Source organism: Burkholderia sp. Ac-20353, from assembly GCF_017104785.1.
Taxonomy (GTDB): Bacteria; Pseudomonadota; Gammaproteobacteria; order Burkholderiales; family Burkholderiaceae; genus Burkholderia.
The window spans coordinates 18,920-34,672 of the sequence record NZ_JAAGPL010000057.1; the positions used below are offsets into that span (position 1 = coordinate 18,920).

Below are 15,753 nucleotides of genomic sequence, written 5' to 3' on the forward strand. Positions count from 1 at the left end.
TGCTCCATAGTCGTTAGCGTTAGGACAACCTCGTGTGTCGACTCGGCAGAGTTGAATGGATTGCCACGCCGCTAACGCAAGCTAATCGGAATTCGAAGCAAACGCGGCTAAGCCACGCTTGCTGACGTGGGCCCCGCCAAAATCGCCAGCGTGACACGCGCCAGTCTCCAGACCACTTCAATTGACCTTGAATGGGGCGGCGGGCCAGATGGGCAGCACCGGGGGAGCCACCGACGTTGTGAGACCGCTCGTGCTGTCAACCAGCTCGGTGCTCGTCACCACCGCGCATTGCGGTGCAGTCGGGTTCGGCGTGCCAATTTGTCGAATCACCGCCCGTGCGAGCGTCACGTTGCTGCCAAAGGTCGAGCTGGTGTCACTGGGCACCAGCGCAAAATCCAGCGAGCTCGACACGCCGGGCGTCAGCACGACCTGCTGCGTGAGCGGTACGCCGGCGCTACTGATGAGCGTCTGCCCGTCCGGGCCAACCATGCGCAGCTCGGCGCGGCATGGGTCGCCGGGGGTTGCCGTCTGCACTAGGTTCACCGCACTAAAGCGCACGGTCTGCCCGGGCACGACGCCGAACGCGCCGATAGGCGTCGCGGCGAGAAACTGGTTGCGCGTCGGGTCAACCGGCCACAATGGGTCCGTCGGGAAAGACGGGTCGGTCGGATACGTGACCTTGACGAGCCCGCTCGTCGCATCATGGATTTCGTGGCTCGCAATGATGCTGCAGCCTTGGCTGGGTGGCGTCGACAGGTAGCGCACCACCGGCCGGTACGCGAACCGGTTCGCCAACCCGACGGCGGTGCCCGGTGCCGCGAGCGACAGTGACGCCGCCGTGCCAGGCGGCACCGTCACCTGCGAGAGCACGGGCTGCGTATCGGTGTTGACCACCGTGTTGCCCGCTGCGTCGACGAAGCTGAGTTGGACCTGACACGGGACGATGGGCGGACCATTGACAGTGACGGGCGCGGCGAGATTGACGACGTTCAGCTGCGCGGTCTGGCCCGTGACGAGGCCTGCCATGCCAAACAGCGCCGCGTCGGCTAGCTTGATGGGCGGGCCATTGGCAGCAGCGGGAGCAATCGGCGGGCCTTTCGCCTCAGCCGGGAAAATCGGCGGACCATTGATGCCGCTCGTGCTGTCGACCAACTCCGCGCTGGTCACAATCGCACATTGCGGCGCGGTCTGGTTCGGCGAGCCAATCTGGCGTATCACCGGCTGCGCGAAGGTAAGGTTGCCGCCAAAGGTCGAGGTACTGTCGACCGCCATCGGCTGAAAGTCGAGCGACGTCGAGGCGCCGGGGGCGAGCGTGACCTGCGACAGGATGGGCAGGCCATCGGCGTTTTTCAGGGCTTGGCCGCTGATGCCGACAAAGGACAGTTCGACTTTGCACGGATCCAGCGGCTGCGCCCTCTGCACCAGGTTCACCGCGCTAAAGCGAACCGTCTGCCCCGGTGCGACGCCTGCAAGCGCGAGCGGCGTCGCAATCAGAAAGCCGTTGGTGCGTCGGCACGGGTCAGTCGGAGTGCACGGGTCGACCGGTATGCTCACCCGCGTGATGCCAGTCGTCGCGTTGAAGATTTCATGGCTCGCAGCAAGGATGCAGCCCGGCGAAGGGGCGGTTTGTGTCGTGACCTGCCTCACCACGGCTCGATACGTGAACCGCTGCGCGAGCCCGACGGCGGCCGCTGGCGCTGGGAGTGTGAGCGACGCGGACGTGCCGGGCGACACCGTCACCTGCGCGACCACCGGCAGTGAGTCGGCGCTGAGGATAGTGTTGCCGGCCGCATCGGAAAAGCTTAATTGCGCACGGCACGGGTCGAGGGGACTTGTTGTCGGCGCGGCGATATTGGTGACACTCACGCGCGCGGTCTCGCCGGCGACCATGCCAGCCATCCCGAATAGCGCCGCGTCGAAGTCGGCGAACGCGGTGACGGGACAGCAGACAATGGCGAATAGCAACGCTAGCAAAAAGTACGCTTTCTTCATGGCAACGCTCCTTGACAGGTCACTTCCCCCGGGTGCTGAATCGCGTCGAATCTGGCCGTCCTTGCTCGTCGGGCCCTCTCGGCCCGAATGGGCGCCGCGTTACGCAACCGGACGACGGTTCCGTATCACGGTCTGGCGTGGCAACGTCCCCCGTGCGTCATGGCTCGCGCTGGCCGCGCTTGCTGACAATCGGCTTGGGGCTCGTGCCGTTGCGGCGCAGATGCCGGCGTGGTGCGGTGAGGATGGTGCAGAGCTCTGCGAGGCCGTGGAAGGCGGCCTGGCGCCCGTTTGCCGGCAATTCCACGACACCCACGATCTCCCGCGGGTCGGCTTTCGTCCGCCGATAGAGCCGCACCACGTAGCTTTCCGGTTGCATGTCGCCCCGTGCTGGTTGAGTTGTCCGAACTGCTCGCATGGAAGGCAGGATGGCTCGACACGACTGTCGGATCACTTTCCGATTGCGAAAAAAATGCGCAGAGACCCGCTGTGGAGGACAAATGGCGAGGAAGCGGGACGCGCGGCCTGGACCTCAGCCCTTGAGTGCGCGATAGATTGCTTTCGTTTCGGCAGACGGTTCGATGCCGAGCGTGACGGAGAAGATGTCGCGGCAGTGGCGGTAGGCGTCCAACGCCTCGGCCACGCGCCCGAGCGAGGCCAGACAGCGCATCAGGCCGCGGTGGAATTCCTCCGCCAACGCGTCCAGCTCGAGCCCGCGGCGATAGAGGTCAGCCGCGTCGTTGAAGCGCTGAGCCTCTTCGAGGCCGAGCGCGAGGTGGGTGCCCGCCCGCTGGAATTTGCTGCGCAGGCGTTCGCGGTATGCGATGGCCCAAGGCGCTTGCTCATCGCTCAAGAAGTGACCGTGATAGAGCTCGAGCATGCGCGACGCGAGTGCCAGCGCGGGACCCGGCTCCTGCCTAATGGCTGACCGGGCGAGCGTCTCCGCCTGGCCGGCCAGGCGCTCGAAAGTCCACGCGTCCACCCGGATGTGTCCGGGATCGAAGAAAAGCTTGCCGTCCTCGACGGATAGCGTGTCCTCGGCCCTGAGAAGCTTGCGCAACCTGTGCAGCGCCAGGTGGAATGCATTGGCGGCAGCATCGCCGCTCAGGTCAGGCCAGAGTTCGGCGCAGAGCGCATCGATGGACGCGTCGCGACCCCCGCAGGCAATCACCGCCTTGAGCAGTTCGAGCGGCTTCTTCGGCGCTTTGGTGGGGAACTTGAGGCGCTCGTCATTGATATGAACGACGAAGCGCCCGAGCGTGTGAACGGACATCGGCCACGGCCAGTGCTCGATGTACGCGTTTAACGGTGCCAGGCCACGGTAGCGAATCAGCTGGCGGACATAGTCGATTTCGATGCCGGCTTCCAATGCTGCGGCGCAGAGCGGCGACATCATTTCCGGGCGCCACTGCGGGCAATTGAAGTAACCGCCGACGCGGCCGATGGTGAAAGCCTCCTGCAGCGTGGCGAGACATTCCTGCTGCCGGCCCAGGCGGCGCAACATCTCGCCTTCGACCAGCAGGGCATTGAACCGGTAAACACTGGTGCCTGGAGCACCGATCCAGCGGGTCGCCTCACGTGCGATTTCGAGCGCATGATCGACGGCTCCCGTCTCGGCCAACGCCTGCGCATAGCCGCCGAGACAGCAAATCACGGGGCCGACCATGCCCAGATGTCGCCCGTGCACGGCGGCGATCTGCGCATGGTCGAGCGCGGCGTCATGACGCCCCTGCAGGAAGGCGACCCACGAACGCATGAAATGGTAGAGGCCGACATCGCTGTGCCTTGCCCGGTCGATGCGTCCACCGATGTCATCGAGCACTTGTGATGCCGAGTCGACGTCACCGGCGGGCAGTTCTCCCCAAAGCCTGAACATCCGCAGGAAGTCCAGGATAAAAACGAGACCACTCTGATTGGCGAGCTCGTGGGCTTCGGTCAACACCTGCCGAACGGCAGCGAAGTCGGCGGTGTTCAGGTGGGACAGTGCGACTCCCCAGGCCCATGTTATTCGCTGCAGCGGGGTCGTTTCCGGAGAACGGGCCAGGGGGCTGAATTCGATCACGGCCTCCCGTGTCCGCTCGGCGCTGCCGGCAACGTCCAGGTAATTGACTAGCTGGGTTGCTGCTTGCAACTTCTCCGCAGCGCTCACCTCGGAGCGGCAAAGTTGCCAGACCCGCTCGACTGTCGGCGCGGCCTGACGATTTTGGGGGCGACGGTAAGCCAACGCGACAAGCAGGCTCGCACGAACTCGCAGCTCTGTCCCTGGTGACGGAAACGCGGGATCTCGGGCGAACAAGGCCTCGAGGACATCGATCCAACGATCCAACGGGGCATGTTCGTTGAGTTCCATGAAGTAGGTGTCGATGACCGCAGCCGCAGCCTGCGCTTGGCCCACGAGATCGCTGCTCCGACAGAAATGGGCATAGGCCTGCTCGAGTGCGCGGCGGCCGGCGGCAATGTCGCCGGATTGGGCCAAGCAGGAGCCCAACCAGAACTTGAGCCACGGGGAGGCTTCCAAAACTGTTGCCGGCAGGCCCCCGATCCACTCCTTGATGGTGGCGACCCGGCCAATGGCGAACAACCGCGCTGCTTGCGCGAGGATGAGGCGGTGAGCGCGTTCCCAATCCCCCGCCCGTCGGTAGGCAGCGAGTGCCGCATCGAGGTCGCCATGGATTTCGAGGAGGGCTGCAGAGCGGCGAGCGAGGTCGCGTTGCGCGGCCGCGTCCGTGCGGGATGACACTCTCTTGCGGAGGAAGTCCTGAAACAGCGCGTGATATTGGTAGCTGGGCGGCGTCCCCGCCTGCTCGTAGGTGAAATACCGCTCGCGGCACAACTGCTCGAGGAGGCGTGCCGCGCCGTCAATGCCGCTCAGCTCCGTCGCCATGCTTGCAGTGAAGTGAGGCAGCCAGGCCGTACTCAACCAGAGGGTGCGCAACTCGTTGGGCGCCTGGTCGAAAACCTCGGTGGCAAAGTAATCGAACATCACCCGCGTACTATCGACGCTGCTACTCTCAGTCACAGCGGTCGGCAGCGCCGCGCTTTCGAGGAGCAAGGTGAGCCCGGCTGCCCAGCCGCCGGCATGTTCGTGCAGTGTCGCGGCATCTCCGACGTGGTCATTGCGGTAAAGGGCTGCGATGGCCTCGGTTTCCGCGAGCGTCAGGCGTAATTCGTCCCAGCCAAGCACGGCGAGGTGTCGGTTGGCCCGGAGGCGGGCGCATTCGGCCGGTGGCTCGGCGCGGCTGATGATGATCAGATTGGTCTGTCGCGGAAGCTCCGCCACGGCCTCGCGGATGATCGTTCCAAGCGGGCTCGCCGCCGGTGCTTCCTGAAAGTTGTCGAACACGACTGCCGCCGGCGCCGGCAGGCCCGCGAAAAACGCGCGAAAGAACCGGCGCGCGAAACCGGGCAGGTCGGGCAGGTATTCCGGGGTGAGCAGCGGCAGCGCCGCCCGCTGCCGCGACGGAATGACCTCGCAGAGGTAATAGAAGAAGGCCGCCGGGTCGGCATCTCCTGCGTCCACCTGATACCAGGGGCCGGGCAGCGTGCGCGCCTCGAGGTAACTGGCGGCGAGCGTCGTCTTTCCAGCGCCCGGCGGGCCGCAGATCCACACCATCGGATGAGCACGGGCTGCGTCCAGCAGCGCGAACAGGCGCCCGCGCGGATGGACCGTGGCGAGTCGGGGCCGGGCGAGTTTGGCAAGGGCGAAACCTTCCTCCCGGAGCGCTGGGTGCGAGCGCCTGCGAGCCGACGGCGGCATGGACGAAGGGGCCGTTTTGCCACGGGACCGGTCGGACACAACTCCTCCGTTCACAGCCGAGCGCAGACGCACTTGGTTGTTAGTTGACGACTGATGTCATATTGCGGAGGGATCGACCGATGCGACCTCGCAATCTAACCCGTTCCTGACACTTCGGTTCTTGGAGAAACCCTCGACCACCAGCCGACAGACGGTGAACATGTGGCGATGTACTGAAATTGTGCGGGGCGCGCATAAAGACGCCTATGGGCCAGCCCCCTACTGTCGTACGCGGGTTCTTACTGACTTACTTATGGGATCGACCGTCTCGGACCGTTAGCGTTATTGCGCTTCCCTCATTTTCTCGGTCGGGGCGCCCCCGGCTAACGATCATGAGGCGCGGGGCAACGATCCGTCTCGCAGTTTCACCGTCCATGGCGATGCGACCGCTCGCCGCCGCCGCGTCATCCTTACTTTCCGCCTGCTTCGCATGCCGAACCGATGCTCACGCGCAAGAAGTTCACGCCGACACTCAAGTGGCACTTTTACTTGCCATGAGTTGTGCGCTTGACTCTGCACCTGCCTTCGACTCCACGGTTCTCGCGCGTCTCGCGATCGTGTACCGGTTCAGCAGTTCGTTGCGTCGTGTGTCCGCCGCGTTTTCGGCGAGGAATTTCCAGAGTTCCCGCTCTTCATCGTCCGGAAGTCGCAACGCAAGCAGGTCGTACACCCCGAAAAACGCTTCATTGCCAACGTGCTGCCGCTGCCGCTCGACGTGCTCGCCCATAAACGCCGGCAACAGGCAGAACTCCATGAACCGGTCGTGCCGGAACCACCAGCGGGTGACATCTTTGTTCGCGTCGGCGCTGCGCACAGTGACCGTGCGTTCGACCATCAGCTTCTGCGAGACCAGCATGCTTACTTCGGCATCAAAACCCGTAGGGTCGAAGTAGGGCGTGCCGGACGCGCGCCACGCATACACCTCCTCGGCAAATCGTACATAGGGAAAGGGACGGTTCTCCCGCGAACGAAACTCGGCTTCCATCGTGGCAAAACGCTGCTCGACCAACCGCAGCAGGTCGGGGCGTTCACCGCGAGCGAGCAGCTCAGCCACGATGCTGGCCTCCATCGGATTCCCGAGGATCCTAAGTCCCGTCAAATCGTCCGCATCTCCGATGAGCTCTGCAACATAGGTCCTGACTGCCATGACGTAGGTGTCTTCATCGAGCGTGGCGCTGCGGGCGATCGCCGGCCATTGCCGGACCAGAAAGCCCTCGATCTGCTCTGGTTGCAACGGCTGCAGCGTCATTACGCGGGCGGTGCGTGGCCGTTCCCAGTCCATCGGCTGAGTCGTGACGATGAAGTTGCCACGGAACAACTCCTCAACGAATTGCACGATGCGCGAGCGCGTCTCGGGTGTGGCTTCGTTCAGGCCGTCAATCAGAACATCGATCGCGCCCACGTGGATCAGCGTACGCAGGTAGGATTCGTCGCTGATCTGGCCTTTCAGGCGAGCCTGGATCGCTGCGACCACGCCCTCTCTGCATTCGGTCGCCCTCAGCAGGACCGCGATTCGCCGAGAGGTCTTGGCAAGTCGCAGCAGCGCGGTGGTCTTGCCGAGTCCGGACTCGCCCTCCAGCACGACCTGACTATCGACGTCTGGCAGGACCGTCGACAGCGGCCGACGTAAACCCTCGTCACCCTTTCGACCTTGTTCGATGACCTCGCTGTCCGGAAAATACGATGGCTCGTCGAAGCCGGCGATGGCGCCGCGCTGCACCAGTGATGCCTTAAACGGGGAGAACATGCGCTGACGCAACCACGGGACGAATGCGATCAACAGGCCGACATAGCCGAGCCCGAGAAACCGCCGGCCCCAGCGGTTCCAGAAAAAGAAACCTTGGACGGGCCGCCAGCGCGGATACGCCCAGATCAGCAAGGCCCACAACCCTGCATGTACGCCGATGACTTCCAGTACCCGGAGCGCCCGCCCGAGGTTCTCTACCCCGTCGCGCACGTCGCGGACGGCGGCCGCCTCTCCGAGATCTGCGCTCTCAAGCGTCCGGGTCAGGCGTTCGAGCATCGGCAAATCGCCGACGTTAAATTGGCGCCGGTGCGTGGCGGCGAGCGCTTCCAACTGCGCGGCGACGCGGCCCCGGAGTTCTGGGTAACTCGGTACCTTACTCCCCGACTTTCTCGCATCGACTGCGGACCACATGGACAGCAGGTCCGTGAGGACCTTCACGGTATCCTTTTTGGTCAGGCTCGCGGGATCCGGCGCCTGGTCGCTTACCCACAGCATCAGAGTTTTTTCTGCCCCCGAGAGCGGCCCTAGAAGATGGCAGGTGAGCCGGATTTGCGACGCGTGGTCCCGGTTATGCACCGCGCCTTGCAGGCATGCGGCTCGGAGCGACGGTGTACTGATCGGCCCGTTCCACCAAGCAGCGCGCGAGAGGGCGTCAGACGCGGCCTTCCGGGCGTCAGCGCTGACATCATCGAGTCGCGCCGCTACCTGAGGCGCGTAGCGGACGCCGCCGGGCCCGATAGCCATCAACGCAGAAGCCGCGCGGGTGCGCACCTCGGCATTCTCATCTAGAAGCAGCGTGGCAATGTCCGGACCTACGGGAGCTCCCGCGCGGCCCATGTCCTCAAGCGTGCTGATGGCAACGGACCTCACGAAAGAGCTGTGGTCATGAAGGAGCGGCAGGACGCTGGACGTGAATCGGGCTCCACTATGGCCCATGGCCGCTAGCGCAACGGCGGCAGACAGGCGAACGTGCATATTCCCACCATTGTCGGTCAGCATGCCGGCAACCTCCTGCGCAAAGACGGGAGTGGCCTGCCCGATGTGTCCCAGCGCCTCCCCCGCCGCGATCCTGATTCCGCGCCGTTCGCTGCTGTCGCTGAGAAGACGCGCGAGGTCAGGCGCGAACTGGCTGCCGGCTTCCGTCATGCGGCCGATCGCCCCCACCGCTGCATCGCGCACATCGGGATCCGGGTCTGTGAGCAGAGTTCGCATCTGCGGCGCGAAGCGCGTGCCGAAGACGCCCAATACGCCAAGGAGATTAGCCGTCATCCTGCGCACATTTACATCAGGGTTGCTGATGAGTGTCGGAAGGTGCTCAGCGGTGACGGTCGCGCCGGATTCACCCATCGCGGCCAGCGCCTTCGCGGCGGGCTGATCAATAACCTTCTTGTTCAGATGGTCAAAGAGCATTGCGCCGACTGCGCTTGCGTACCTAGAGTCCGTCGCCCCCATGGCGGCCAGTGCGGTCGCCGCGGCCGCTCGCACCCCCCAATCGTGGTCATTCAGCAGCGCGGCCACTTGGGGGGCGTACCGGGCGGCGGCGCTACCCATGGCTCCGAGCGCCGCCGCCGCTTGACCGCTCGCCCCCGGGCCCTCGATATGTATTTCTGGATGAACCTCGATCATGTTCTGGCTACGGTCCGACAGCAGTTCTGCCACGTTCGGTGCAAACCGTGCGCCGCTCTCACCCATGGCTCCGAGGGTCGATGCTGCACTTCCGCGCACGGCGACCGCTGGATCGTGCAGCAACGCGGCGACATCGGGGGCGAACCGGCCGCCCGCCGGTCCGATCGCGGCGAGCGCTGACAATACGGCGATGCGCTGACTCGGTTCACCGAGCTTGCGTCCCAGATCCGCTATCAGATCTGCGTTCGCAGGATTCGCCTGATCGGGCCGGCCGTGATAGCCCAACCAGATAAGCGCCGCCTTTCGGGTGTCCGCGTCAGGATCCTGCAGGGCCTCCTCGGTCACCCGGTATTGCCACACCGTAAGCGGCTGGGCTGCGTGATCGTTCGGCGCGCCCGTTGACGGGCCCACGCCCAGCAATTCCAGCGTCCCGAGCGCAATGGCGCACACGGACTGCCGCACAAGATGGCGGCTACTGTTCCACCTCGCAGTGACCGCACTCCTGTCTGCCAGAGGTTGCATGGCGCCGCTCCGTGAATGCGCATAACACGCACGTTGCTCGTTTATAGGCGACAAACATGACGATCACCCGACGACCCAGCGGGCGGCGTTGCCGCATCGGCGCGCATTCCATCACCAAGGCCAATATCCGGACGGCGGTTCGTAGTGTCTGCCGGCGGGCTGCGACCGGGCGATAAGTACTGTCCCGCTGCATTGATAGGCGGGCGCCCCATACCATCATTCGTCGCCCATTCGCACAATTCAAAGACGGCTGCGTAGGGGCGTCTACACAGGGCATCCAATTGCGGAGACGCGGTAAAGAAGTTGGCAACTGGACAGCTCAATGACCGAAGAGAACGTGACGGAAGACGTCGAGGAGCGCCGCCGGCACCGAAACGAAAATATCCTGAGGTCTGAGCCACGCCGTATGCGCCGCCGACGCTGTAGTTTTAACATGTGAATATTTCCATACTGTTTCGAAGTCCTGATGGCAGAAATAGTTGCGCTGGCACCGACTCACAGTATTAGATCATTGGGTCGATAAATAGCCTGAAACAAGCAATCAGGAGCAACTCATTCATCGAAAGGAGCTGGCATGAACGCAGTAAAGTGGGTCCTTATAGACAAAACCAATGGTGCTACGACGAAAGACGGCGCGACCCTCTCCGCCGATGTCCTCTCCCACATCGCCGAGGCGGTTAACAGCCAGGTGAACCAGGAGTTTGCGGTCGAGTGGGGCGCACGTGCGTCAATACGTGTCGGCGCAAACGAGAACGACATTCAACCCGGCGAGTGGGCCTATCAGTTCGTCGGGTCATTGCCCGACGTACCCGGGGCGAGCGCATACCATGACATCGGCAATGGCATCCCGTTTGCCCTCTGCGCAGTAACGACATGCGGTAGCCTCTACGGCCCGGACGGGGTAAGCGTGGACGCCTCGCACGAAATCCTCGAGACTGCAGGCGACGAGGGAGCTAACCTATTCGCCAATGACAATAATGGCTTGCTCCATGCATGTGAGATGTGCGACGCCGTCGAGATCCAAACCTACCCAAAGACCTGCGAGGACGGCACCATCGTGCAAGTCTCGAACTGGCTACTCCGCGCCTGGTTCATGCCCGGTGCTGCTGCGCCCTATGACTACATGTCCATGGCATCGCTCGCCGGTGCCGTGTCCCCTCCCGCGCCATTAGTGACTGCGCCAGGCCACGGCGGGAACTATCAAATCGTCAGCAAAGCTGCAGGTAGTAAAGCGGTTTTCGCCGCCGATCACGAGTTTCAGATTGAAGGCACACGTCACCATGGACCAAAGCCGCACTGGAGCTCCCGGGCCGGGCGGCGCATGGCCCACTTGGCATACAACGTGAAGGAGGGTTGATTGCTCATCTCTTGCCGGGCTCGGATGTCAATCGCAATTCGTGGTTAGGGCTCAAGTCGCAACTATGCTCTACACCAACATTTCAGGCCGCGGCGGGCTTCTACCGCTGCGGTCTCCGGCGGTCGCCGGTCTAAGACCACACGGCTGGTTCAAAGGTTTGGTTTCGTAGCGATAGAGTAGCAAGCGATAAGATATCCTTACTATTGGAGCGGAAATGAAGCTGGCCCCGGTTGTAAGCCGATTCTGGCATGTCTTCCTGATGATTGTTTTGGTAACGATCTCCACGCACGTGAAGGCGGCTACCGTCACGTTCGCATCGCTCGCTCAAGGAACGGTACTGACCGATCAGCTCAAGTCTCAAGGTGTCGCCTTCGTCCCATATTTCGGCGTGGTCGGGGCAATCGCGGCTTCGCCTAGCGGGAACGTCGCGATCTTCAACTCCTCTACCGGGGTGGAATTTCCGACCTTTGGCGCGCAGGCGAATTTCACGGCCTTGCATCAGACTATTTCTATGCACGTTGGAATCCCGTCGAACGGTGCAACGACGAAGATGGTCCTTACCGCGCTTGATACCACGGGCAACACCGTGGCGACAACGACTGCAACGGTTGCGCCGTCGGCAAGTCCTACTGTTGCACTTTCGGTTACCACACCAACACCGCAGATCGCGTCTCTTACCCTTGTCACTGATCAGGTCACTCCCCCGGTCATTGGCGACATCACCTTTGATGACGCGGGGAATGCGCCAGACTTTGCCATCGACGGGCCAATCGGGGAGGAGATAGTCGCCGGTCGGGCGAGAATTATCACATTGAACATCAGACGGATTGGCAACTCGACAGGACCGGTCGATTTCTCGGTCGCGAACCTCAATCCAGGAGTGACCGCAGTTATCACACCAAATCCGGGCGCGACGTCGGTTCAGGTTTCGCTTACCGCAGATGCGAACGCAACCGCCTCGACAGAGAGCGTCACCTTTACTGGAATACCCACATCGGCAAGCGTGGGTCCCGCTCTTCGGACGCTGACGCTTTGGCTGTCGGTGGCGGCGCCCGTCTCGATATCAGGATCCGCGCTCATCGATGTATCGACATGCAGCTCCGGAGGCCCACAAAGCACTCTCACGAGGCAATTCTTCATTGAGCGCTACGGGACCGTCGGAGGGCCTATGAACGTCACTGTCGACGGGCTGCCCGCCAACGTGCAAGCGCAGGTGACGCCGAGCGTGCTGACGTTTCCCGGCAACGTTATAGGCCAAACAACCACGTTGACCCTGACAGTCATTGGTGGATACACAGTGCCTGACACGCTAGCGTCGCTGCATGTCGTCGGGCCGAAAGTCGATGAGCGGTTCGATTTCATGCTGACTGGAACGTGCGCTCGTCATCAGATGGATTTTGTCGGCCGCGGAGCCTGGTACTGCCAGAACGACGGCCGAACGTACCCGTTGCCTCATGCGCAGGTCGAGTTCTTCAGGTACCGAAGTGACTGGTACGACGACAAAGTGGGTGAAGTGGTGACGAACGACGACGGATCCTACAGTATCAACCTTTGGGCCTCCGAGCAGGGAGACTATTACGCGCGGCTTCACCTCGACGACCATCTCGGTGCACATTTGAATACCTCCTGGGATTACACATTCAAGAGCTACGATAGTCAGCATCTTAGCAACACAACTCCGTTGCTCGATTATGGCGGCATCGTTATCTATCGGACATCGGGAACGCCAGACTGTGCGATTTGGCTCGGGGCTCACAAAGCGCACGAGGAATATAGAGCAACAATGGGCTCGTACGGGCCTGTTCCCGACTACTCGATAATGATATGGAAATTAATATTCGAGACGCCTTACTCGTATTTGCAATCCACGAATTGGCCGGATGCGTACGATCCCAGTGCGTCGTCAAGCGCTGTGCCGGGCGGAGACTTCATTGACTTCCGAACTAATTTCCATGAGTTTGGCCACTGCATACGGCAGAGTCTGGACGGTGACTTCACTCACTTCACCAACGACGCGTCACTGTATACCTACGCAAGGAAACACGACCATTGCGGAGGGCCGACCAACTATGGCTTCGGATTCAACGAAGGGTGGGCGGAGTTCTGGGCGAAGGACACTGGAGGTTGCGCCAGCGACGACATGACCATCGAGGGTAATGTAGCTGCGGATCTGGATGTCCTTTCAGGGTGCCCGACCGTTGGACGATCGGGTATGGCGAAGGTTCTGATTGATTCAGGCCAAAACAGCATTCATAGTGACGCGGAGTTCAGAAGCCACTATCAACTGTTTCATCCGGAGTGCAGAACTATTGCGCCGTCGGGAAGGGCGGTGACGGCGTCAGGAGTTGTCGCTGCTCTGGGAATCAAGCCCAGCATAAGGCCCCTCAATTCGAAACAGCAGCAAGTCGAGCTTGTTCGCACACTTCATCGCCAGGAGGAAATGACTGCAAGGCTGAGAATGGAAGAAAAGCGAGCGGTCCGCGAAGCGAAGCACCCCGGACGCTGTAATTCCTCGTCGTGCGAGGCGGTTGCACGTCGCATTGCACGACCCGCAGCCCTTGCGGGAAAAGTCGAGATGTCGCGCAAGCTTGAGGGCGTCTTCCGCTCGGAAGTGACGGCCGCCGTTGCCGGACAGCGAAGGCTGCCTATCTTTGACCAGGGCTTTGCCTTTAGCCAAAGACACAATGCTCTGCAACTCGCGAATACGCGACGGGCGGTGGCTTTGAAAGCGCTGATTTCAGCTGCCAGCGCCATCCACTCGCGCGAGAAGGACTATCCAGACACGGATCTGCCTTCTTATCGGAAAGAGCTTGAGCGACTCGTGCTTCTTCTGCAAAGCCACTCAATCGAGGACCAAACCATGGAGTCCTTTATCGCGTTGGGGGATGGAGATCGCGCCGACCGAGTGCGCGTGACCCGCTCCACTGCACCCCCCCACGTCGGTGATAGTCGGGGTCGCGAGAAGCTGTTTTCCCGTGTCCGGGGCGGTTATTGAGTTCTGCCACGCTGACCGAGCACGTCGGCAAGCTTCACGCAAGGAAATCCACGAAGCCGCATATTTGCGCTCAATTTAGGTAGCCTCTCGGCGGGAATAGACAGGACTTTGACTCCACGGGCGGACGGGCGTAGCTTAGAATCTGCGCCCCTTCAGGAGCATCGAGAATTTCATGGATACCCATGCTGTCACGCTTTTGGCGCCGACTGTATCGAATGACGGGACGATCGTCTTTTCCGCCTACCGTGTGGGCGAGGGTTACGGTTCGTTCGCCATCTCGCCCGCTGTCATGTCCGCCGCGCTCGGTGCCGCGGACCAAAGCGACCTACAAAGCCAGATTGCGTTCGAAGCGAATCGTGAACGTATCGCAAGCGCCGTAGCCCGCCAGTTTCCCCTCGACGACAGCGGTTCGCCGCGATACCTGCGCGCCCGGGACCTATAGAACCGATTGTGCAAGACCGATCCTGACGACATGGAGACGCTTGGCCCCATTCAGGAAGTCCGGCAAGCGTGAAGGGATCCTTTGGCCGCTTGGACCAAGTTGCAACGTTTCACCACGAGCCGCGCTGGCCCGCCATGGCCCTGGAGGAAACGACCGCCGTGGTATCAGTAGAAGAGGACAGGAAACTGGCAGTACGGACTACCCTCTTCAACACTGATACACCTCGCGCGAACGAGAGATTCTCCTCGACCACGGCCGCACGTGCGATGCATCGGGGTCCACGGGTTTTCGCGCGCAGCGCGATTTACTGCCGCCGAAGGCGGCATATACGGCGCGCAGCGCCATATATCGCGCGTAGCGCAATATCCCGCGGCGTTAGCCGCGATATCCAGCGTCGCAGACGCGATATACCCGGCTCCCGAAGGGAGCCGGGGGTTTTTCGGAAGTGGCACGAACCGCGGCCCAGCGCAGCGCTCCCAAACGACGCTTGCCATCGAAGACGACGAGCCGTCTCACGGGCGACGTGGGGCTGTAAAAGCTCGCAATTGCCTGTTGAATAACCGGAAGGATGGTCCTATACTGACTTCACCGAGACCGTTAGAGAACAGAAGCCTGCTGACGATATCGGTTCATACGTCTCTCCTGTTGGTGATGACACATAGCCCGTCCGGCCCGGTTAGCCGGAAGCAGAACCCCGCGATCGCGGGGTTTTGTCTTTCTTGGGCCTGCAAAGCATCGCACCCACCACGGTAAGCGATGGTGATCAGCGAGCAAGGATGCAGTCGGATAAACCGCCTTGTCCGCAGAGCCAAAAAAAGAGACCAGGCTACAACGGCGGACTGCAAGACGAAGCGTTAGCAATAGCCGTATCGATGTAGAGCCAGATTCCATCGCCAACACCAGGCTGTACGTTCTCCGGCGTTTTGCGTACCAGACGTATCAGCGTGGATCCGTCAACCCACTGAAGTGCATGCGGAGGGCTACTGACGACATCTGTCCGACGGTCGAAGGATTTCCCATCCATAGAGACCGCTGCCTTTCCCCATCTGGACCGCCCGCTGGCCGCTGCCGCTTCAAAACTCTCCGTGGAATTCAAGGGCCGCGAGAATGCGACGACCCCCATCAGTTTGCACATGCCGAAGAGGGCCGCGATCGTTCGATTCTTCCGGTCGCCCGCAGCCAGAGTATCTGCGGTGTATTGTCAGGTTTCCAGTCCTCTCTGACTTGCCAGCACCCTAACCTGTGAACGACCGGGGAGCGGCCCGCAGCAAGGCTCCGC

Annotated in this window: 7 protein-coding genes; 3 read left to right on the forward strand and 4 right to left on the reverse strand. The window is 62.0% G+C overall.

The features are described from left to right. Positions 1-177 precede the first annotated feature (177 nt). The 4 genes from G3N94_RS18275 to G3N94_RS18290 form a co-directional block, all read right to left on the reverse strand. Entirely contained in the window at positions 178-1,992 is a 1,815-nt protein-coding gene (locus tag G3N94_RS18275; RefSeq protein WP_205794016.1) for a hypothetical protein, read from the reverse strand. A gap of 157 nt (positions 1,993-2,149) precedes the next feature. Further along, entirely contained in the window at positions 2,150-2,368 is a 219-nt protein-coding gene (locus G3N94_RS18280) for a hypothetical protein (protein WP_205794017.1), read from the reverse strand. A 153-nt stretch (positions 2,369-2,521) separates the two neighbouring features. Then, complete coding sequence (locus G3N94_RS43240; protein ID WP_205794018.1) at positions 2,522-5,785, reverse strand: BTAD domain-containing putative transcriptional regulator; 3,264 nt, start codon at positions 5,783-5,785, stop codon at positions 2,522-2,524. A gap of 472 nt (positions 5,786-6,257) precedes the next feature. Continuing rightward, complete coding sequence (locus G3N94_RS18290) at positions 6,258-9,680, reverse strand: HEAT repeat domain-containing protein (RefSeq protein ID WP_205794019.1); 3,423 nt, start codon at positions 9,678-9,680, stop codon at positions 6,258-6,260. Positions 9,681-10,254: 574 nt separating this feature from the next. Here G3N94_RS18290 and G3N94_RS18295 point away from each other — a divergent pair. The 3 genes from G3N94_RS18295 to G3N94_RS18305 all read left to right on the forward strand — a co-directional run bounded on the left by G3N94_RS18295 (position 10,255) and on the right by G3N94_RS18305 (position 14,474). Then, the gene (locus tag G3N94_RS18295) at positions 10,255-11,037 is read left to right on the forward strand and encodes a hypothetical protein (RefSeq protein ID WP_205794020.1); all 783 of its coding nucleotides are present in this window, start codon (positions 10,255-10,257) and stop codon (positions 11,035-11,037) included. 214 nt (positions 11,038-11,251) lie between these two features. Next, the gene (locus tag G3N94_RS18300; RefSeq protein ID WP_205794021.1) at positions 11,252-14,032 is read left to right on the forward strand and encodes a hypothetical protein; all 2,781 of its coding nucleotides are present in this window, start codon (positions 11,252-11,254) and stop codon (positions 14,030-14,032) included. A 172-nt stretch (positions 14,033-14,204) separates the two neighbouring features. Beyond that, entirely contained in the window at positions 14,205-14,474 is a 270-nt protein-coding gene (locus G3N94_RS18305; protein WP_205794022.1) for a hypothetical protein, read from the forward strand. Positions 14,475-15,753: the final 1,279 nt, after the last annotated feature.